This is a genomic window from Cryobacterium sp. SO1 (assembly GCF_004210215.2).
GTDB lineage: Bacteria > Actinomycetota > Actinomycetes > Actinomycetales > Microbacteriaceae > Cryobacterium.
In genome coordinates, this window is sequence record NZ_CP067394.1 from 1,516,039 (window position 1) to 1,534,022 (window position 17,984).

A 17,984-nucleotide genomic window follows, 5' to 3' on the forward strand; every position below is an offset into this window, starting at 1 on the left:
GGGAGCGATTTCCTGTCCGTCAACCGGTTTTCAGTCTGAGGGAAGAGTACGGCGAAGCCGCCGGCGACAGACACCTGGGCGACGACGGGGTTGGCGTGCCATCCCACAACAGCTCGGCAGACCTATCGATCGAGGGCCTGGTCTGCGTCGGCCACGGCCGCGTCGGTATTCTGCCCTCGACGCTTGCGGCGGCTGTCGCCAGTGCTGAGGATGGCGCCCGAGACGGCGTATACCGCAATGATGAGCCACCACGAGTGAACCGCAACCCAGGCGCCGACGGGAGTGGCTGTCGCGCCGGTCACGTCGAGAGCGATGCCGATGAGGAACCAGCCTCCCAGGAGGGCTCCGAAGGCGGCCCCCAGGATGCTCCAGATCGGCAGGGCGAACCGGCCCAGTTCTGTGACTCGTCGTTGCCGCGCGGCCAGATCGACCTGCCTGTTCCGCACCTGTGCGCTGCGCTGGCCCGCTGACCGTGCCGACCCGATTGTGGAGAACGCTGCGGCCCTGGGCATGCGGACGGTCGCTGCGGACAGTCGCCGCCGCGAGACGACCGCTCCGATCATCGTGCACAGCACAGGCGCCAGGAGGATCAACCCGACCGCCCACCACACATCGGGTGGCGAAAGCGTCCACGCCCAGTCGACCTGGTTCCCGTTGTAGACGGCGAGCAGAACCGTGCGGATCGGGTCGTCTCCCACCCACAGAGGCAGCGTGGCCGTGACGAGCATCACGGCCAGCGTCGACGTCACGGCAACGACGGCAATCCGAGTGGCGCGTTGATTGGTATTTCGCCACGGGGCCAGGACGTCATCTCGCGCAGCGCTCATGGCATCGAGGCTACGCGATGGGTTGCGGGGAGGGCCGCATATCCGCGATGAAAAAGACGTGGCCCCGTCGGGTCAGTGAATGACCGCCAGCAAAACGCCGACGGCCACAAAGAGCACGCCGAAGACGCGGTTCACGACCCGCTGGCCGGGTGCGTCGCGGGTGAATCGCTGGAAGGCGCGGGCGGCCACCGCGAAGAAGAACCACATCACCGCGACGTCGATCACTACGACGGTGGCCGCGACGATCAGATACTGGGCCGCCAACGGCTGGTCGACCCGGATGAACTGGGGCAGGAACGCCAGGAAGAACACAATCGCCTTGGGGTTGAGCAGGTTCACCCACAGTCCGCGCTGGAACATCGACCTGCGCGGCTCCTCGCTCAAAGCCCTGGCTCGCTCGGCGTCGAGCTCTGGCCTGGCGAAAAATTGCCGGATGCCCAGATAGACGAGGTAGGCGGCGCCCGCGTAGCGAATGACGTTGAACGCGATCGGCGAACTGGTCACGAGCAGACCGACCCCGAGCGCCACGATGACGATGTGGATGAGCAAAGCGGCCTGCTGGCCGAGGATGCCCCAGATCGAGCGGCGAAAGCCCGAGTTCAGGGCATTGCTCATGGTGTTGATGGCCCCTGCGCCTGGCGTGAAGCTGATCAGGGTGCCCGCGCCGACCAGGGCCACCCACAGGGAGAACTGCATGGGAACATCCTAGTTTCTTGGCGTTTGACGACAGTTCGCTGAGAGTAATGGTCGGGACCCGGCAATCCCTTTCGATCGCGCGCGCCTGACTATATCGTTGAGTATCGTTAGCGATTCATGGAGGAGATCATCATGGGCAATTCATTTCCCAGCAGTGGGTTCGGCAGCGGCATGAACGCCGACGGCATGTGGCAGGCGATGGACCAGCTGCGTTCGAAGTTCGAGAAACGCGTCGGCACCCGCATGGGTCGCGGTGACGTGCGCCAGGCGGTGCTCGCGCTGCTCGCCGAGCAGCCGATGCACGGCTACCAGATCATCCACGAGATCGAGGAGCGCAGCGGCGGCAGCTGGAAGCCCAGCGCCGGCTCTGTCTACCCCACCCTGCAGCTGTTGGCCGATGAGGGTCTCATCCGTGCAGAGGAGTCCAACGGCCGCAAGACGTACTCGCTCACCGACGCAGGCCGCGAGGAGGTCGCCGGCTCGGACGGATCGACGCCGTGGGCGCCGGACAGCTCGACCGAGGACGCCAAGTTCACGGCTCTGCCGAAGGCCGGTATCGAGTTGGCCCAGGCGGCCGCGCAGGTCGGCCGCACCGGCTCTCCGGAACAGATCAAGCAGGCCGTGGCCGCGATCGACGAAGCACGTCGTCGGATTTATTCGATCCTCGCCCAGGACTGACGGGTGCCATCGGTTCGTCGGGATTCACCGAGCGTGAATCCCGGCGCGGGGGATACGCGTGCCAGGTACCGCCGCATCCTCCGTTTCGCCGGCTGGAATCTGGCCGTCACCTGGTTCTACGAGCTGCTCTTACCGCGGATCGGGCTCGCGAAACTGGCCGAGCGCACCCGCGCCAAGCGGATGACCCGCTTCGCGCAACGCTTCCACGTGCTCGCGGTGGACCTGGGCGGGCTGATGATCAAGGTGGGCCAGTTCCTGTCGTCGCGCCTGGACGTGCTGCCGCCGGAGATCACCTCCGAGCTCGAGGGCTTGCAGGACGAGGTGCCGCCGGTGCCGTTCGCGGCGATCCGGGCACTCGCCGAGTCCGAGCTGGGCATGCCGCTCGAGCGGGCGTACGCGTGGGTCGATGAGACGCCGGTGGCGGCGGCATCCCTCGGTCAGGCGCACCGCGCCATGCTCTCTCCGCAAGACGCCGCCGACACCGGCCTCGAAGCCGTGGTGATCAAGGTGCAACGGCCCGGCATCGACACCATCGTCGACGTCGACCTGGCGGCCCTGCGCAAGGTGGGCGGCTGGCTCAGCCACGTGCGCCTGGTCTCAAACCGGGTGGATGCGCCGGCGCTGGTGGAGGAGTTCGCGCTGACCAGCCTGGAGGAGATCGACTACCTGCACGAGGCCGCCGGCTCGGTGCGCTTCGCCGAGGAATTCGAGGGCGACGACAGGGTGAGCGTGCCCGCCGTGGTGTGGGAGCGCTCCACCCGGCGCGTGCTCACCCTCGAGGATGTGACCGCGATCAAGATCACCGACACCGTCGGGCTCGGCCTGGCCGGGATCGATCCAGCGGACGTGGCCCCGGTCTTCGCCGCGGTGATGTTCGACCAGCTGTTCAGTAGCGGGTTTTTTCACGCCGACCCGCACCCGGGCAACATCTTCGTCACCCCGGTGCCGGATGACCCGACCGGTCGGGGCTGGAAACTCACCTTCATCGACTTCGGCATGATGGGGGAGGTGCCGCCGACCACCCGGGCGGGCCTTCGCAAGATGCTCATCGCGGCCGCGTCGCGCGACGGCAGCGGCATGGTCAACGCCGCCCGCGACCTGGGCGTGTTGCTGCCCTCGGCCGAAACCTCCGAGCTGGAGAAGGCGATGAAGCAGCTCTTCGCCCGGTTCGGCGGCATGGGCTTCGCCGAGCTGCGCGAGGTGGACCCGCGGGAGTTCCGCGACTTCGCCATCCAGTTCGGCGCCGTGGTGCGGGCGCTGCCCTTCCAGCTGCCGGAGAACTTCCTGCTCATCATCCGGGCGATGTCCCTCACGTCCGGGGTCTGCAGCTCACTGAACCCCGCATTCAACCTCTGGGACTCGGTCGAACCCTACGCCTCGCAGCTCATCCGCGAAGAGGGCGGCAACGTCGTGCAGGACTTCGGGAAACAGGCCCTCGAGAACGCCGGGATCGCCTGGCGGCTGCCCAAACGGTTGGACGGGCTCGTCACTCGCTTCGAGGACGGCACCGTGGCGGTGGCCAGCCCGGGCCTGGAAAAACGGGTCGCCCGGCTGGAACGCACCGTGGGACGAGCGGTGTCGGCGCTGCTGTTCGCCGCCCTGCTCATCGCCGGTGCGGTGCTCCGCGCGGACGACGCCGTGCTCGGTGCGGTGCTGATGATCGGGTCGGCCCTGCCACTGTTGCACGCCCTGCTGTCCGGCCGCACCGATCGCTGAGACGGAGCGCCCGGAGCGCCCGGTGTGCCCGGTGCGGCTGACTGGCTACGAACTCGACCGCTAGGCGTTCCTGCCATCCAGCCGACCGGCGCAGCACCGGGTCAGACCCCGAGGGTAGGGTCAGCGCTCGTCGGGAGTGCCCGAAGGAGCAGGGGGCTCGCCGGTGGGCTGCTCGGTGTCGCTCACGGGGCGTTCGACGCCCACGGTGACCTGAGCGAGCAGGGCGGCGATGGCGCCGACCGCGACCAGGACGGGGGAGAACGCGGCGGTGATCACGGTGACGGCCAGACCGGCCGTCAGCGGGATCTCCAGAATGGTTGCGCCCTCCTCGTTTTTGAGGAACACCCGGCGCACGTTTCCTTCGTGGAGGAGTTCGCGCACCTTGGTGAGGAGGTCGTCTCCAGAGATCTTGAACTCTTCGTAGCGGGTCTTGTCGTCAGTCATGAGGGCCTCGGCTCAGGTGGGGGGCGTGTTTTCGATCGGGAGTCGGCGGCTCACCATCTCGGTGATCCAGGCGGGCGCGAAGGGTGAGGTGCAGCCCGGGGGAGTCGGGTAGTCCTTGAGGACCTGCAGTCGCTCGCCGATGGCCAGGGCGCGCACGCGATACTCGGCGTGCTCGATCCCGATCTGGGCGAGGCAGTGGTTCATGGCCCATTGCAGGCGCTCCGGCGCATCCTTCATCTCGGCCTCGATGAGGTCGAGCAGCCCGGCCAGGTCGAGGCCATCGGGGGATGTGGCCACGCGTTCGCTGGTCAGCGCCCAGCCGGCGCTGGCGACCACGGCGTCGGGATCGGCGAACCAGGCCACGCGGAGCTCTTCGGCGTGCGGGTTCTTCTTCATCACGTAGTTCACGAGCCAGTCCTGCACCTTGGGGGTGCCCGCTGCGCGGAGCATCCGGTCCAGGTCGTCACGGTCGAACGCCTTCGGGCGGCAGATCAGGATCGCCAGCAGCCGTGCCGCGGTGTCCCCGGTCTGCCAGAGTTCGCGGGCCAGCTCCGGTTGGGTCTTCAACCGCTTGGCGACGGCGCGCAGCTGGGTGAGATTGACGCCGTGGTCGTCGCCGTGGTTGGCGTTCACCGCGCGGATCTGCGGGTTCTCCAGCGCGGCCAGATCGGCCATCACTGCGGCTACCGTCGTGCCGGCCAGTATCGTCTCGGCCATCGTGGCCTCCCGTTTCTCAGCTGTGGGTTCCAGCCTACGACGCGGGGCGCAGCGGGTCACCCGGCGGCGAGCACCGACGAACTCGCGAAAGCCCTCTAGGAGGCCGCTGAACAACTTTGGGTGCGGGTGTCGCTTATTTAAGGCGCGCCTGCGGCGGGTCGGCTCTTGGTCGTTAAGACTGGGGTGATGCAGGGTTGTGATGATGGTCAGCGTGAGATTTACGATGTCGATGCCGTAGCGGGGCACTTGCTTCCGCCTGGATCGGTGTTCGCTTTCCTTGCAGCGCACCGTCGGGAGCTGTTTCCCGATGATGCGTTTGCGGACTTGTTTTCCTCGCAGAACGGCCGCCCGTCAATACCGGCGGACGTGATCGCGTCGGTGATGGTGTTGCAAACACTGCACAACCTTTCCGACAGGGAAGCGGCCGAGGCGTTGACGTATGACCTGCGGTGGAAAGCCGCCTGCGGGTTCGCGCTGACTGAAACCTCTTTCCACCCGACCGTGCTGGTCTATTGGCGCAAACGCTTGGCTGCCAGTGACCGGCCGCACCGCATTTTTGAGGCCGTGACCGCGGTCATTGCCCAGTCCGGAGCATTGTCGGGGCGCAAACGCCGGGCGTTGGACTCAACAATTTTGGAGGATGCGGTTGCCCGGCAGGACACCGTCACGCAGCTGGTCGGACAGATCCGCCGTGTTGGCCGGGAGATCCCCGGCGCGGACGTGAGCGTCGCCGGCTTGACCGGCCATGATTACTCCCAGCCGGGCAAGCCCGACATTGCGTGGGACGACCGCGACGCCCGCGACGAGCTCGTCTCCCGCCTGGTCACCGATGCTCTCGCTCTGCTGGGCAGCATCAACGTCCATATCCTCAACAAGAAGCAGCAGGAAACCGTCGCGCTGCTTGCCTTGGTCGCCGGCCAAGACGTGGAACCCGCCGACGGGTCCGACGGGACCGACGGGCGGTGGCGGATCGCCCGCCGGGTCGCTCCCGACCGGGTGATTTCCACCGTCGATCCTGATGCCCGCCATGCGCACAAGAGCCGCCAGAAAAAGATCGACGGCTATAAAGCCCACGTCAACGCGGAGCCCGACACCGGGTTGGTGACGGCGGCAATGCTCACGAAAGCCTCTGGTTCGCAAAACAGCGACGCGGCTCGCGGCGGCGAGCTGCTCGCGGCCGACGTCAGCATCGGTGAGCAAAACATTGACGTGCTGGGTGATTCGGCCTATGGCAGCGGCGGGCTCCTGACCGAGATTCATGCCGCTGGGCACCGGCCGATCATCAAGCCGATGCCGCTGGGCCGAGCCGTTCCGGGCGGATTCACCATCGATGACTTCACCGTGGATGAAACCCTGCAGACCGTGACCTGCCCGGCCGGGAACGTCCGGTCGCTCAGCCCGAAACGACGGGCCAGTTTTGGTAGTTCGTGCCAGGCCTGCCCGCTGATGGCGCAGTGCACCACCGCGAAGTCCGGCAAGAAGATGCAGATTCATCCGCTGGATCAGGTTCGCCGGGAGCACCGCGTCACCGCTCAGGACCCGGACTTTCAAGCCCTTTATCGCCAGCACCGTCCAATGATTGAACGGACGCTGGCGTGGATGACGCGCGGGGCCCGGCGGGTCCGCTACCGCGGCGTTGCCAAGAACAATGCGGGGTGGGTGATCCGTGCTGCCGCGATCAATCTCAAACGGCTCCTCAACCTCGGTTTGACCAGCCAGAACGGGGTTTGGGCCCTTGGATAACACCCCGACGCACGAGGACCACCTCGGCGCACGGTCCCAGGCGGCAGAGCCGCCCACTACGGCCCCATCGATCAGCCCCGACGCGAGATCCCACCATCGTGGCCGATCGCTCAGTCGACCGCACAACGCCCCACAGCGGAGCAAAAAAACACTCTAAGAACTCGCCGAGGCAACTGGACCCCTAATATTCAGCGCCCTCCTAGTCGGCGCCCGGCCCGTTGGTCAGGGGCGCCGGGTCGAACCGCTGGTGGCCGAGCACGGCCAGGAGCGCCAGCTTCTCGGCGGCCTCGCTGCGTGGCGCCGCGGTGAGGATGAGCAACGCTTGCCCCTGGTCCTCGGTGAAGAGCGTCTGGCAATCCAGTTCCATCGCGCCCAGTTCCGGATGGATCAGCGTCTTGTGATCTTGGAAGCGGGTGGCCACATCCTGCAACTCCCAGATCTCGGTGAATTCGACGCTCACCCGGCTCAGTTCCCGCACCAGGGCGCCTGCGCGGGAGCGTTGCCCCGCCGCGCCGACGGCCGCGCGGAGGCCGGCGACCTGGGCCCGGCTTTGCCGTGGCCGGTCGTCCACCGGGTAGATCTCCCTGTCGGCGGGGTCGGTGAACCACCGGTAGACGCCGCTCTGCGCCAGCCCGGTGTGCCGGGAGTGGTCGCCGAGAAGCGCCGCGCCCAGCCAGTTCTGTGCCAGCGTCTCGCCGAGGCTGGAGAGGATCAGCGCCGGGGTCTCCTCGAGCCGGTCGAAGACCCGCATCAGCGAGGGGGCGACGTGGGTGTCCAGTGGGGTGCGGGCGGGCACGTTGTGGCCGGCGAGGCGGTACAGGTAGTCACGCTCGTCGTTGCTCAGGCGCAGCGCCCGGGCCAGTGCCGCGAGCATCTGTTCGGAGGGTTGCGGGCTGCGGGCCTGCTCCATCCGCACGTAGTAGTCCGCGGACATCCCGGCCAGCGCGGCGACCTCTTCGCGGCGGAGGCCCGGCACCAGGCGCCGCGGTCCCGCGGCCAAGCCGACGTCCTCGGGGCGGAGCCCGCTCCGGCGGGAGCGGAGAAAATCGGCGAGGGCGGTGTGATCCATTCCTCCATCATCCGCCACCCACGCGCCGCTCTCCAGGGACCGGCAGTCCTACGACAACGGCTCCTCTCCCGCATCCGCTCGCCGCCACGCACACTCGAGGCATGAACATCACCGGAAACACCATCTTCATCCCCGGCGCCACGTCGGGCATCGGCCTGGCCCTGGCCCTGCGGCTGCAGGCCGCCGGCAACACCGTCATCATCGGCGGGCGTCGCACCGGCGTGATGCAACGCCTCGCCCGTGAGCACGGCCTGTCGACCGTGACCATCGACACCACCGACCCCGTCTCCGTGCTCGCCGCCCGCGACCAGGTTCTCGCCGAGCACCGTGACCTGAACGTGCTCATCGCCATGTCCGGGGTGATGGACGCCGAGGATGTGCGCGGAGCCGGCTTCCTGGCCGTAGCCGAACGCATCGTGGAGACCAACATCAACGGACCGCTGCGCCTGGTCTCCGCCTTCATCGGGCACCTGCAGACCCGACCCGACGCCACCCTGATGACAGTGTCGTCGGGGCTGGCGCACACCCCGCTGGCGCACACCCCCACCTACAACGGGTCGAAGGCGTTCATCCACCGGTATAGCGAGACCATTCGGATGCAGCTGGCCGGCACCACCGTTCAGGTCATCGAGCTCGTTCCACCGGCCGTGCAGACCGAGCTCATGCCCGGCAACTCGGTGAACGAGCACTTCATGCCCCTCGACGTCTTCGCTGACGAGGTCATGGCTCTGCTGGAAGCCCAGCCCGACGCCCAGGAGATCCTCGTCGACACCGTGAGGTTCCTGCGCTTCGCTGAGGTCGAGGGCCGCTATGCCGCCGCCGTCGCGGCGCTGAACCCGGCGGTCTAGCTGGGCGGGCCGCTCACTGCACCTCCGATGGGCGAGCGCGTCCGCTATAGCGGTAGCGGTCGCCGACAGGGGGCGCAGTGACGCCGCGCACGCCCAGGCCGGGTCCGGCGACGAATACGTCAGGCTCAGCTCGGGGCGGCGCCGCGGAACGCGCGGATGATCTGCGCGAGTGCCAGCCCGGCGGCCGTGATCACGGGAACGGCCACGACCATCAGGGCGATCAGGTTGGGCCGGAACTCGAGGCCGTCCGGACCGCCGACGTAGGCCCCGATCGGCACGGAGTAGCCGCCGCCCCCGCCGCCCCGGCCCTCTCCCATGCCGGTGCCCATGCCGGTGCCCATGCCGGTCGGGCCCAGGCCTCCCTCGGGCATCTCGCTGGAACCCTCGCCCGCGCCGAAGCCGAAGCCGACTAGCGCGACGGGGACCAGGTCGTGTCCGCCCAGCGTGGTCTTCTCGCCATAGGCCAACTTCGCGCCCCAGGAGGGCACCGATTCCGCTAGTTTCTCGATGAGATTCGCCATGGAGCGACCGTACGCGGGTTCGCGGATTCCGGATAGCCGCTGAGGTGGCCCCGATGTCAAGCGCAAAGCTATCGGGCATACACAAGGACAACGGCCGCAAATAAGGATGCTGCGCCATTGGTCCTTTTTTTGCTCACTTTTTCCTTTTTTTCGGGGCGCGGCCAGCGGTGAGTGTCCCCGTGTCCGGCGGAATTGGCTGGCACTTGCTGCCACCCCGGCCGATCTGCGCGCGGCGGCGGCGCTCGGCGGACGCGTGGCGTGCCTCAGTGTGGCTCGCCGCCGCAAGATAGGAGATAGTGAGGTTTCTAGGATGCTCGCGGGTATTGCGTCCTAGAAACCTCACGAAGTCCTTCCAAACGTGCGCGCACCTAGGCTGTAGCCATGGCCACAGTCATCCTCGTGCGGCACGGCCGCACCACCGCCAACGCGACCGGCCTGCTGGCCGGGCGCACCGCCGGCGTTCTGCTCGACCAGATCGGCCGCGACCAGGCCGCCGTCACGGGGGAGCGGCTCGCCGCGGTCGCCCTGGTCGGGGTGGTGTCCAGCCCCCTGGAACGCTGCCGGCAAACCGCCACGTTGATCCTCGACCAGCAGACCGGGTCGCCGGTGACGCCGGTGGAGAACGACCTCACGGAATGCGACTACGGCCACTGGCAGGGCCGCACGCTCAAGGACCTCTCGCAAGAGAATCTCTGGTCGGTGGTGCAGACCCAACCGTCCGCCGTGACCTTCCCGGGCGGCGAGTCGATGGCCGCCATGCAGGCCAGGTCGGTCGCCGCCATCCGGCGCCTGGATGCCGGCTTCGAAGCCGAGCACGGACCGGGCGCCGTGTGGGTGGCGGTGAGTCACGGCGACATCATCAAGTCGATCCTCGCCGACGCCCTCGGCATGCACCTGGACTTGTTCCAGCGCATCAACGTGGGCCCGGCATCCGTCTCGATCGTGCAATACGGTGCCAGTCGGCCGACGGTGCACGCCTCCAACACCGACGCCGGCGACCTCTCCTGGCTCGCCGCCAGCGCGCCCACGGCCGACGCGCCGGTCGGCGGCGGGGCCGGTCATCAGCCGACCCCGGCAGCTCGCGCGTAAAATATCCTCATGCCTACAATCCTCCATGAGTTCGCCTGGCCGGATCGGGTCGTCATCGGCACTATCGGTCTGCCCGGTTCCCGCACCTTCTACCTGCAGGTGCGCACCGGGCCGCGGATCGTCAGCATCGCGCTGGAGAAGCAACAATCGGGTCTGCTCGCTGAGAAGATCGACGAGGTCCTCGACCAGCTGATGGCCCACCAGGGCAATCCGTTCAGCATCCCGACCAGCACCCCCATCGAACTGGTCGACAACGATCCGCTTGACCAACCCGTTCAGGAAGAGTTCCGCACGGCCGCCATGAGCCTGGGCTGGGACCCGTCCACGGTGCAGATCGTGCTGGAGGCGTACTGGTACGACGAAGAAACCGCGGAGCTGGACACCGAGACCCTTGAGCCGGCCGAGACGCTGGTGGTGAGGATGCCCGTCGGCACCGCCAGGGCCTTCGCCAAACGCACCCGCGAGGTGGTGGGTGCCGGCCGGCCGATGTGCCCGCTCTGCGGCGAACCGATCGACCCGGACGGGCACACCTGCGCCTTGCCCAGCCTCTGACCGTGCCCGACCTTGTCGAGGGCGAGCTTGAGCTCACCGGGCGGATCGCGACGGCCTCCAACGCCACCTTCCTCGGCGAGATCGGCGGGGTGAGCGTGGTGTACAAACCCATCGCCGGCGAGAGCCCGCTCTGGGACTTCCCCGACGGCGATCTCGCCAGCCGGGAGGCCGCGGCCTACCTGGTGTCCCAGTGCTTCGGCTGGAACGTCGTGCCGCGCACCTGGCTGCGGGACGGGCCGATGGGCCCGGGGATGGCGCAGCTCTGGCAGGACGCCGACCCCGAGCAGGACGCCGTGGACCTCGTCCCGGCCGATGCCGTGCCCGCGGAGGGCTGGCGGCACGTTCTCGAGGGCCGGGACCAGAATGATCGCCTGGTCGCGCTCATCCACGAAGACTCCGACGCCCTGCGCCGGATGGCCGTCTTCGACATCGTCGTGAACAACGCGGACCGCAAGGGCGACCACATCCTCGCCATGCCCGGCGGCCACCGGCACGGCGTCGACCACGGCCTCACCTTCCACGCCGACCACAAGCTGCGCACCGTGCTGTGGGGCTGGATCGGCGACGAGCTCAGCATCGACGAGCTGGCCGGCATCGACACGGTGCGCGCCGCCCTCGACGGGGACCTCGGCGAAGCCCTGGCCGTGCTGCTCACCCCGGCCGAACTCGCGGCTCTGGCCGCCCGCTGCGACCGGCTCCGAACCGACGGACGGTTTCCCGCCCCGGAGGGCGAAATGCCCGCGGTGCCCTGGCCGCTGTTCTGACGGCACCGGCGCCAGGCGCACCGGTCCAGACCAGATCGTGGGACCCTTGAAGCATGGATCTGGAGATATCACCCGCACTCACGATTCCGGCGACGGAACTCGGCTGGCGGTTCTCCCGGTCATCCGGCCCCGGCGGGCAACACGTGAACACCTCGGACAGCCGGGTGCAGGTGTCCTGGAGCGTCGCCGAGTCCGCGGTGCTGACCGACGAGCAACGGATGCTGCTGCTCACCCGGCTGGACCGGCGCCTGGTCAACGGGGTGGTCACCATGGCCGCCTCCGAACAGCGTTCCCAGCTGCGCAATCGTGAGATCGCCCTCATCAAACTCGCCGAGCTCGTCTCCGCGGGGCTCGCCCCCGATGGGCCGCGCCGCCGGGCGACCAAACCCACCAAGGGCTCCGGCCGGAGGCACCTCGCCGCCAAGCAGCAGCGGTCGGCGACGAAGGCGCAGCGGCAGCGGCCATCCGCTGAATAACGACGGTTACCCGCTGGCGCACACTATCTAACCGGTCACGACAACCTTGCCGAGCGCACGGCCCTCGCCGAGGTAGCTCAGCGCACGCGCCGCCTCGTTGAGGGGAAAGGTGCGGTCGATGTGGATGCTCAACTCGCCGGTGGCACAGCGCTCAGCGACGGGCTCGAAGTACGCCGGGCCTTCTCTGGCGATGAGCAGCCCCAACCGGCGCCCGGTGACCAGGCCGAGCGCCGCGCCCACGGTCACGACCCGGAGCACGCTGCGCACGGTTCCGCCGACGCAGAGATAACGGCCGCCGGGCGCCAGGGCGCGCCGGTAGGCGAACACCGACCGGTGTGCCACGAGGTCGAGGATCAGGTCGAACGGTTCGAGCCGGGTGAAGTCCGACGTGGTGTAGTCGACGACCTCGTCGGCGCCGAGCCCGCGCATGAACTCGAGCTTCCTGGCGTTGTCGACGCCGGTCACATGCGCTCCGGCCCGTTTGGCCAGCTGGATCGCGAAGGATCCCGACCCGCCGCCCGCCCCGTTGATCAGCACGCGCTGGCCGGCGCGAACGTGGGCGGTGCCCTGCAGTGCAATCGCTCCCGCCTGGGGCAGCGTCGACGCCTCGGCGAAGGTCAGCGCCGCGGGCTTGTGGGCGAGGGCCGCGACCGGCGCCACCGCGTACTCGGCGAATCCGCCCAGAAGGCCCATATTGTCGCCGTACACCTCATCGTCCACGCGGAACCCGGTGACGCCGGGGCCGACGGCGGCGACCCGTCCGGCGATGTCGGATCCCAACACCCGGCGCCGCGGCGCGCGCAACCCGCCCAGCCGGGCATACCCCGGGGTTCCGGTCAGTCCCTCCCAGTCGGACAGGTTGAGCGACGTCGCGGCGACCTCGATCAGCACCTGGTTCGCGCCCGGCGAGGGTGTGGGCAACTCCTCGACCCTGAGCACGTCGGGCTGCCCGTACCGGTCGTAGACGACGGCCTTCATGCTGGGCGGCGTTCGGGCACGACATCCTGGCAACGGAGCATGCGGGCCAGTGTACGCGGGGCTGCCCATCACCGGGAGGCGAACGTAGGCTGGTGGCATGACTGGTTCACGCGAACCCAGCGATACCCCGCTCAATGTGGCGCGGTACAAGATCAACCGCGAGATCCCCGCATCCGATGGACCCACGCCCGCCGGGCCCGACACCGCCAAGCCCGACACCAATGAGGCCGGCCAGGCGATGATGGATGCCCGCGCCCAGTATGTGGAAATCTCGATCCAGCAGGCCATGCGTCGCGGCGACTTCGACAACCTGCCCGGCACCGGCAAGCCGATCCCCGGGCTCAACGCCCCGTACGACCCGGATTGGTGGATCCGTCAGAAGGTCGAGCGCGAGCAGATCACCGGACTGGGCCCGCCCGCCCTGACCCTGCGCTCCGAGGATGCCGGGCTCGGCGCCCGCCTCGACGCCGTCGTCGCGGAACGCGAAGTGCGGGAGATCCTCGACGACTTCAACCGACGGGTGATCGAGGCCCGCCGGCAGTTGCGCGGCGGCCCGCCCGTCGTCACGGCGCTGCGTGACGTTGAGGCAGAGATCGCCCGTTGGCAGGAGCGCCGTGACGCTGCCCGTCTCGAGAGGGACGCGGCACGCGAGCGGGAGGCCGCCGCACTCGCCGCGATGACCTGGCGGCACCGTCGTCAAGCCAGGCGGCGGGCCCGCGAAATGTGAGCAAAGCACCTAAGAACTCGAGTTTTCGGGGCTTTCCTCACAGTTCGCGGGACTTCGTGGGCGCGAGGGCGGCGGCGCTTGCCGCACTGCCAACCCCGTAACGGGAGGTCCGCGGGAGCCTAGCCATCCGCCCCGCCCGGGTCGATGATGACTGGTGTGACGGGATGGTCTGAGCTGATCGGACCCGGGTCGTGAACCCGGCATCCCGGCGCGTCCAGCGCATCTACCTCATCCTGATGCTCGGCAACACGCTCGCGGCGTCGTTCATCTGGGGCATCAACACGCTGTTCCTGCTCGACGCCGGGCTGAGCAATTTCGAGGCGTTCGCGGCGAACGCGTTTTTCACCGCCGGCATGGTGATCTTCGAGATCCCCACCGGCGTGGTCGCCGACACCGTGGGCCGCAAGGCCTCCTATCTGCTGGGCACCATCACGCTGTCGGTGACCACCGCGCTGTACTGGATACTCTGGGTCTGGCAATCGCCGTTCGTCTGGTGGGCCATCGTGTCGGTGCTGCTCGGCCTGGGCTTCACCTTCTTCTCCGGCGCGGTGAAGGCCTGGCTGGTCGACGCGCTCACCTCGACCGGGTACACCGGCAGCCTCGAGGCCGTGTTCGGTCGCGGCCTGGTGGTCACCGGGATCGCCATGTTCGCAGGCTCGGTGCTCGGTGGGGTGATCGCCCAGGCCACCAATCTCGGGGTGCCGTTCCTGGTGCGCGCCGGGGTGCTCGTGGCGATGTTCGTCTACGCGTTCGTGGTGATGAAAGACCTCGGCTTCACCCCGGACCACTCCCGCGGCCCGGTACGGGCGGCCCGCCTGGTGCTGGCGGAGTCGATCGAGCACGGGCTCAAGCGCCGGTCGGTGCGCTATATGATCCTCTCGGCGCCGTTCGCGTCCGGGGTCGGCTTCTACGCCTTCTACGCTCTGCAGCCCTACCTGCTCGAGCTGTACGGCGACCCGTCCGCTTATTCCATCGCCGGGCTGGCCGCCGCGATCCTGTCGCTGGCGCAGGTGGTCGGCGGCGTCCTCGCACCCCGCATCCGCACCCTCTTCGCCAAGCGCACCAGCACCGTGATCGGCGCGTCCCTGCTCAGCGTGGTCTCGCTGATTGTGCTGGGCCTGAACAACCTGTTCTGGCTCGCGGTGGTGTTCCTGATGCTCTGGGGGTTCGTCTTCGCGGTGGCCGAACCGGTGCGCCAGGCTTATCTGAACGACATGATCCCGTCCAAGCAGCGCGCCACGGTGCTTTCGTTCGACTCGTTGTTCGGCAGCCTCGGCGGCGTGTTCATCCAACCCGCCCTCGGCCGCTCCGCCGACCTGGGGGGCTACGGCGCGTCACTGCTGATCGGCGGCCTGGTCGAGCTCATCGGTGTTCCGATCATCCTCGCCAGCCGACGCCAGAACGACCCCGCCGACACCAAGGCCGTGCGAGCGGATGCCGCCGAGCCCGAGGCCTCCTGATAGTTCGACCGGGCCCGGCCGCGGTGTCACCGGGCGTTCACTGCGACGTCACTGGCGGCAGCGACACTATGCACATGAACCCCCGCACGTCGCTGCTGTCGACGTTTATCGGGCGTCGGGCCGTCTGTCCCGCCCAGCTATGACCGCTGCGGTCACCGGCCGAGACGTGCGCCGGCCGCCCGGCACCGGTATCGTGCTCGGTAGTGCGGCGCCGCTGCCGACACCCCAACGAAGACGGACTCTTTCTATGTCGCTCGCCCCTGACCCCGCTGCCCAGGCGCTGCTGCCCCTGCTCGAGGAACAGAATTCCCGCATCAGTTTCGCTGCCTTCGACTACGACGACGCCTACAGGTTGGGCAGCACGATCATGGCCAAGGCGACCGCCGACGACCTGAAGATCACGGTGACGATGACCTTCGGCGAGCAGCGGGTCTTCCACGCCGCCCGGCCGGGCACGACCGCGGACAACGACGACTGGCTGGCCAGGAAGTTCCGCGTGGTGGCGCGGTACAACGCGCCGTCCTTCCTGATCAGCACCAAATACCGGGCGAGGGGTCTCGACTTCAACGAGGCCACCGGACTGCCCGTCACGCAGTACGCGGCCGCCGGCGGCGCCTTCCCGCTGCGGGTGAACGGATCCGTGATCGGAGCCGTCGGGGTGTCCGGCCTGGTCGAGAACCTCGACCATGACCTGGTCGTCTGGGCGCTCGAGGCCGCCCGGGCCGCCGCAGTCTGACCGGCCCTGCTGACGTGGACTCCCGGCGCCGGGGGACCGGTCAGACCAGCCCGGTGCACATCGGCCACCGCGACGGGCGCGCGCCCGAACATTCGTGATTCCGGTTCAGCGCGGCCGGGCCGGTTCAGGGCGCCGAACGGTGCCAGGCCGCAATGTCACTGAGCGCCCGGGCGGATGCGTGTGTCCGCTCTTGGAAGGCGGTGACGGCTTCCGCCGGGTCGCAAATGTCCATCTCGACCAGCCACTCGAGGCTGCGCTTCTCCTCCAGGGCGTTCGAGTACCGCGCCCAGATCGGGTAGAGGTCGTCCTCGGCGAGTGTGTCCCGGAACCGTCGGAAGGCACCGCGGCCGTCCAACGCCCGGGTGAGCCGGTCGGCGAGGACCGGGTCGGTGACGACGTCGGCGAAGTCGGTCATCTCGCTGTACGCGTCGCGGGAGTCGACGGGGTCGATCGGTATCCAGCCGAGGTCGTCGGGGTCTGTCTCGGAGTCCTCACCGGTGAGGGCCTCACCGTCCATGATGAGAATCGCACTGCCGTCGTTCGGATCGTAGTAGCCGCCCTCGCTGTTCGACATCGCCATGGCGATCATTCCCACATCGATCCCGGCCAAAGGCCGGTAGCGGCTCGGTTCGTCGGTCGTGGACATCAAGTTCCTTTCGCCGTGCCTGCTGAGAATCGGCGGGCGTGCGGGCATCAGAGTGATGCTCCTAGGTTAGAACCGATTCCGCCGGCTGTTTTCCGGCCTCCGGCTCCGCCCGGGAGCCCGTCGTCGCGCTGGCCGCCCCCGACCTCCTGGTGGCTACGAACGTTTGTAGGGAAAAAGGTCGAAAACTAGGATGTAATGCGGAATCCCGTCCCTGTAATGTCACTTTTTCCCCACAACAAGGCGAGGCCCACGGCAGGCTCGAGCATGACTGTCCCGGATGCCCGCCGGGGATCCGGTCAGGCACGTACGATCGGGGGATGCCCCCACGCTCGCCCCTCCCGCAACGGCACGGGCTCGATGCGGCGTGGGTGTGCACCCCGGAACGCGACCGGCCCGGCGCTCCGAAGCCGACCTGGCCGTCCATGGGCGCCTGGCTGCAGGAACGGGTGAGCGAGTCCGTTGACGTGGCCGGTTTTCTGGATCAGCGCAGGTTCGTCTATGAGAACGGCACGCCCGTCGCCGGGGCTGACCCCTACCGGCCCACGACGTTCGTGTGGTTCCACCGTGATCTGGCCGACGAACGGGTGGTGCCCGGTGCTCTGCATGTGATCTACCGGGACGAGCGGATCGTGGTGATCGACAAACCGCCCTTCCTCTCCAGCATCCCGCGGGGCAGGCACGTGGTGCAAAGTGTCGTGGTCCGCCTGCGCGCCCAACTGGGGCTGCCCGAACTTTCCCCGTTGCACCGCCTGGACCGGGTGACCAGCGGCCTGCTGGTTCTGGCCACCGAACGCCGCTGGCGCGGGGCCTACCAGACGATGTTCCAGCGCGGCGAGATACACAAGGTGTACCGGGCCTTGGCGCCGTTCTGCCCCACGCTCGAACTGCCCGTCATCGTGCGCAACCACCTGGCTGCCCGGCCCGGCCTCTGGCAGGGCGAGGTGGTGCCCGGCGCCCCGGTCAACGCCGAGTCCGTCATCGAACTGGAGGGCCGACACGGGGCTGTGGGACGGTACCGGCTGACGCCCCGCACCGGGCGCACCCACCAATTGCGCCTGCACATGCTGGGCCTGGGCATCCCGATCATCGACGACCCGGTCTACCCCGTGGTTCAGGATGTGTCGGTGCACGATTTCCAACGGCCGCTGCAGCTTGTGGCCAGTGAACTGGCCTTCACCGACCCCATCGACGGCGGGGCGCGGCGGTTCGAGAGCGTGCGCCGGCTCCCGCTCCCGGTGGAGGCAGCAACGGCGGACTGAGGCTGGTCGCGGCTCACCACACCGGATGAGGCGCGTGT

Annotated in this window: 20 protein-coding genes; 12 read left to right on the top strand and 8 right to left on the bottom strand. The window is 68.3% G+C overall.

Annotated features, from left to right (window positions below; translation table 11 throughout):
- Positions 1-122 precede the first annotated feature (122 nt).
- Both BJQ95_RS07130 and BJQ95_RS07135 read right to left on the bottom strand, forming a co-directional pair.
- Positions 123-827 carry a hypothetical protein gene (locus tag BJQ95_RS07130; RefSeq protein ID WP_130178448.1) on the bottom strand — a complete coding sequence of 235 codons (705 nt, stop codon included), beginning with the start codon at positions 825-827 and terminating at the stop codon, positions 123-125.
- A 72-nt stretch (positions 828-899) separates the two neighbouring features.
- Positions 900-1,523, bottom strand: a complete 624-nt coding sequence (locus tag BJQ95_RS07135) for a LysE family transporter (RefSeq protein WP_130178447.1) — start codon at positions 1,521-1,523, stop codon at positions 900-902.
- Positions 1,524-1,655: 132 nt separating this feature from the next.
- On the opposite strand from BJQ95_RS07135, the gene BJQ95_RS07140 reads away from it, so the two are divergent.
- Together BJQ95_RS07140 and BJQ95_RS07145 are read left to right on the top strand one after the other, a co-directional pair.
- The gene (locus BJQ95_RS07140; RefSeq protein WP_130178446.1) at positions 1,656-2,201 is read left to right on the top strand and encodes a PadR family transcriptional regulator; all 546 of its coding nucleotides are present in this window, start codon (positions 1,656-1,658) and stop codon (positions 2,199-2,201) included.
- Between the two features lie 3 nt (positions 2,202-2,204).
- Entirely contained in the window at positions 2,205-3,917 is a 1,713-nt protein-coding gene (locus tag BJQ95_RS07145; protein ID WP_130178445.1) for an AarF/ABC1/UbiB kinase family protein, read from the top strand.
- Between the two features lie 120 nt (positions 3,918-4,037).
- Here BJQ95_RS07145 and BJQ95_RS07150 read toward each other — a convergent pair whose 3' ends face one another.
- Together BJQ95_RS07150 and BJQ95_RS07155 are read right to left on the bottom strand one after the other, a co-directional pair.
- Entirely contained in the window at positions 4,038-4,361 is a 324-nt protein-coding gene (locus BJQ95_RS07150) for a DUF4342 domain-containing protein (protein WP_130178444.1), read from the bottom strand.
- Positions 4,362-4,373: 12 nt separating this feature from the next.
- Positions 4,374-5,078: a DNA alkylation repair protein gene (locus BJQ95_RS07155; RefSeq protein WP_130178443.1), complete on the bottom strand. Its 705-nt coding sequence runs from the start codon at positions 5,076-5,078 to the stop codon at positions 4,374-4,376.
- Positions 5,079-5,264: 186 nt separating this feature from the next.
- On the opposite strand from BJQ95_RS07155, the gene BJQ95_RS07160 reads away from it, so the two are divergent.
- Positions 5,265-6,821, top strand: coding sequence for an IS1182 family transposase (locus BJQ95_RS07160; protein ID WP_130178737.1), 1,557 nt, complete (start codon positions 5,265-5,267; stop codon positions 6,819-6,821).
- A gap of 199 nt (positions 6,822-7,020) precedes the next feature.
- Here the strand turns inward: BJQ95_RS07160 and BJQ95_RS07165 are convergent, their stop codons facing one another.
- The gene (locus tag BJQ95_RS07165; RefSeq protein ID WP_130176506.1) at positions 7,021-7,890 is read right to left on the bottom strand and encodes a helix-turn-helix domain-containing protein; all 870 of its coding nucleotides are present in this window, start codon (positions 7,888-7,890) and stop codon (positions 7,021-7,023) included.
- Between the two features lie 101 nt (positions 7,891-7,991).
- On the opposite strand from BJQ95_RS07165, the gene BJQ95_RS07170 reads away from it, so the two are divergent.
- The gene (locus BJQ95_RS07170) at positions 7,992-8,738 is read left to right on the top strand and encodes an SDR family oxidoreductase (RefSeq protein ID WP_130176507.1); all 747 of its coding nucleotides are present in this window, start codon (positions 7,992-7,994) and stop codon (positions 8,736-8,738) included.
- A 125-nt stretch (positions 8,739-8,863) separates the two neighbouring features.
- Here the strand turns inward: BJQ95_RS07170 and BJQ95_RS07175 are convergent, their stop codons facing one another.
- The gene (locus tag BJQ95_RS07175; RefSeq protein ID WP_130176508.1) at positions 8,864-9,259 is read right to left on the bottom strand and encodes a hypothetical protein; all 396 of its coding nucleotides are present in this window, start codon (positions 9,257-9,259) and stop codon (positions 8,864-8,866) included.
- A gap of 381 nt (positions 9,260-9,640) precedes the next feature.
- Between BJQ95_RS07175 and BJQ95_RS07180 the strand changes: the two genes are divergently transcribed.
- Genes BJQ95_RS07180 through arfB form a run of 4 tightly spaced genes read left to right on the top strand, consistent with a single transcriptional unit; the run spans position 9,641 to position 12,140 of the window.
- On the top strand, positions 9,641-10,348 hold the full coding sequence (locus BJQ95_RS07180; protein WP_130176509.1) for a histidine phosphatase family protein: 708 nt from the start codon (positions 9,641-9,643) through the stop codon (positions 10,346-10,348).
- A 9-nt stretch (positions 10,349-10,357) separates the two neighbouring features.
- The gene (locus BJQ95_RS07185; protein ID WP_130176510.1) at positions 10,358-10,900 is read left to right on the top strand and encodes a DUF3090 domain-containing protein; all 543 of its coding nucleotides are present in this window, start codon (positions 10,358-10,360) and stop codon (positions 10,898-10,900) included.
- On the top strand, positions 10,897-11,664 hold the full coding sequence (locus tag BJQ95_RS07190; RefSeq protein ID WP_130176528.1) for an SCO1664 family protein: 768 nt from the start codon (positions 10,897-10,899) through the stop codon (positions 11,662-11,664). The genes BJQ95_RS07185 and BJQ95_RS07190 overlap by 4 nt, the downstream gene beginning before the upstream one ends.
- 53 nt (positions 11,665-11,717) lie before the next feature.
- Positions 11,718-12,140, top strand: coding sequence for an alternative ribosome rescue aminoacyl-tRNA hydrolase ArfB (gene arfB / locus BJQ95_RS07195; RefSeq protein ID WP_130176511.1), 423 nt, complete (start codon positions 11,718-11,720; stop codon positions 12,138-12,140).
- A gap of 27 nt (positions 12,141-12,167) precedes the next feature.
- Here arfB and BJQ95_RS07200 read toward each other — a convergent pair whose 3' ends face one another.
- The gene (locus tag BJQ95_RS07200; RefSeq protein ID WP_130176512.1) at positions 12,168-13,118 is read right to left on the bottom strand and encodes an NAD(P)-dependent alcohol dehydrogenase; all 951 of its coding nucleotides are present in this window, start codon (positions 13,116-13,118) and stop codon (positions 12,168-12,170) included.
- A 97-nt stretch (positions 13,119-13,215) separates the two neighbouring features.
- On the opposite strand from BJQ95_RS07200, the gene BJQ95_RS07205 reads away from it, so the two are divergent.
- The 3 genes from BJQ95_RS07205 to BJQ95_RS07215 all read left to right on the top strand — a co-directional run bounded on the left by BJQ95_RS07205 (position 13,216) and on the right by BJQ95_RS07215 (position 16,041).
- A complete protein-coding gene (locus BJQ95_RS07205) occupies positions 13,216-13,845 on the top strand; it encodes a DUF1992 domain-containing protein (RefSeq protein WP_130176513.1) in 630 nt (209 codons plus the stop codon).
- A gap of 191 nt (positions 13,846-14,036) precedes the next feature.
- Entirely contained in the window at positions 14,037-15,305 is a 1,269-nt protein-coding gene (locus tag BJQ95_RS07210; RefSeq protein WP_130176514.1) for an MFS transporter, read from the top strand.
- Between the two features lie 139 nt (positions 15,306-15,444).
- On the top strand, positions 15,445-16,041 hold the full coding sequence (locus BJQ95_RS07215; RefSeq protein ID WP_256041567.1) for a heme-degrading domain-containing protein: 597 nt from the start codon (positions 15,445-15,447) through the stop codon (positions 16,039-16,041).
- A gap of 124 nt (positions 16,042-16,165) precedes the next feature.
- On the opposite strand, the gene BJQ95_RS07220 is transcribed toward BJQ95_RS07215, so the two are convergent.
- Complete coding sequence (locus tag BJQ95_RS07220) at positions 16,166-16,687, bottom strand: UPF0158 family protein (RefSeq protein ID WP_165384857.1); 522 nt, start codon at positions 16,685-16,687, stop codon at positions 16,166-16,168.
- 317 nt (positions 16,688-17,004) lie between these two features.
- Here BJQ95_RS07220 and BJQ95_RS07225 point away from each other — a divergent pair, with 317 nt between their 5' ends.
- Positions 17,005-17,946 (top strand): pseudouridine synthase, encoded by a 942-nt coding sequence (locus BJQ95_RS07225; protein WP_130176517.1) that lies wholly within the window; start codon positions 17,005-17,007, stop codon positions 17,944-17,946.
- Positions 17,947-17,984: the final 38 nt, after the last annotated feature.

Coding starts and splice junctions, on each gene's coding strand:
- BJQ95_RS07130 (WP_130178448.1), bottom strand. CDS start 827: ATGAGCGCTGCGCGAGATGACGTCCTGGCCCCGTGGCGAAATACCAAT.
- BJQ95_RS07135 (WP_130178447.1), bottom strand. CDS start 1,523: ATGCAGTTCTCCCTGTGGGTGGCCCTGGTCGGCGCGGGCACCCTGATC.
- BJQ95_RS07140 (WP_130178446.1), top strand. CDS start 1,656: ATGGGCAATTCATTTCCCAGCAGTGGGTTCGGCAGCGGCATGAACGCC.
- BJQ95_RS07150 (WP_130178444.1), bottom strand. CDS start 4,361: ATGACTGACGACAAGACCCGCTACGAAGAGTTCAAGATCTCTGGAGAC.
- BJQ95_RS07155 (WP_130178443.1), bottom strand. CDS start 5,078: ATGGCCGAGACGATACTGGCCGGCACGACGGTAGCCGCAGTGATGGCC.
- BJQ95_RS07160 (WP_130178737.1), top strand. CDS start 5,265: ATGCAGGGTTGTGATGATGGTCAGCGTGAGATTTACGATGTCGATGCC.
- BJQ95_RS07165 (WP_130176506.1), bottom strand. CDS start 7,890: ATGGATCACACCGCCCTCGCCGATTTTCTCCGCTCCCGCCGGAGCGGG.
- BJQ95_RS07170 (WP_130176507.1), top strand. CDS start 7,992: ATGAACATCACCGGAAACACCATCTTCATCCCCGGCGCCACGTCGGGC.
- BJQ95_RS07175 (WP_130176508.1), bottom strand. CDS start 9,259: ATGGCGAATCTCATCGAGAAACTAGCGGAATCGGTGCCCTCCTGGGGC.
- BJQ95_RS07180 (WP_130176509.1), top strand. CDS start 9,641: ATGGCCACAGTCATCCTCGTGCGGCACGGCCGCACCACCGCCAACGCG.
- BJQ95_RS07185 (WP_130176510.1), top strand. CDS start 10,358: ATGCCTACAATCCTCCATGAGTTCGCCTGGCCGGATCGGGTCGTCATC.
- arfB (WP_130176511.1), top strand. CDS start 11,718: ATGGATCTGGAGATATCACCCGCACTCACGATTCCGGCGACGGAACTC.
- BJQ95_RS07200 (WP_130176512.1), bottom strand. CDS start 13,118: ATGAAGGCCGTCGTCTACGACCGGTACGGGCAGCCCGACGTGCTCAGG.
- BJQ95_RS07205 (WP_130176513.1), top strand. CDS start 13,216: ATGACTGGTTCACGCGAACCCAGCGATACCCCGCTCAATGTGGCGCGG.
- BJQ95_RS07215 (WP_256041567.1), top strand. CDS start 15,445: ATGACCGCTGCGGTCACCGGCCGAGACGTGCGCCGGCCGCCCGGCACC.
- BJQ95_RS07220 (WP_165384857.1), bottom strand. CDS start 16,687: ATGTCCACGACCGACGAACCGAGCCGCTACCGGCCTTTGGCCGGGATC.
- BJQ95_RS07225 (WP_130176517.1), top strand. CDS start 17,005: ATGCCCCCACGCTCGCCCCTCCCGCAACGGCACGGGCTCGATGCGGCG.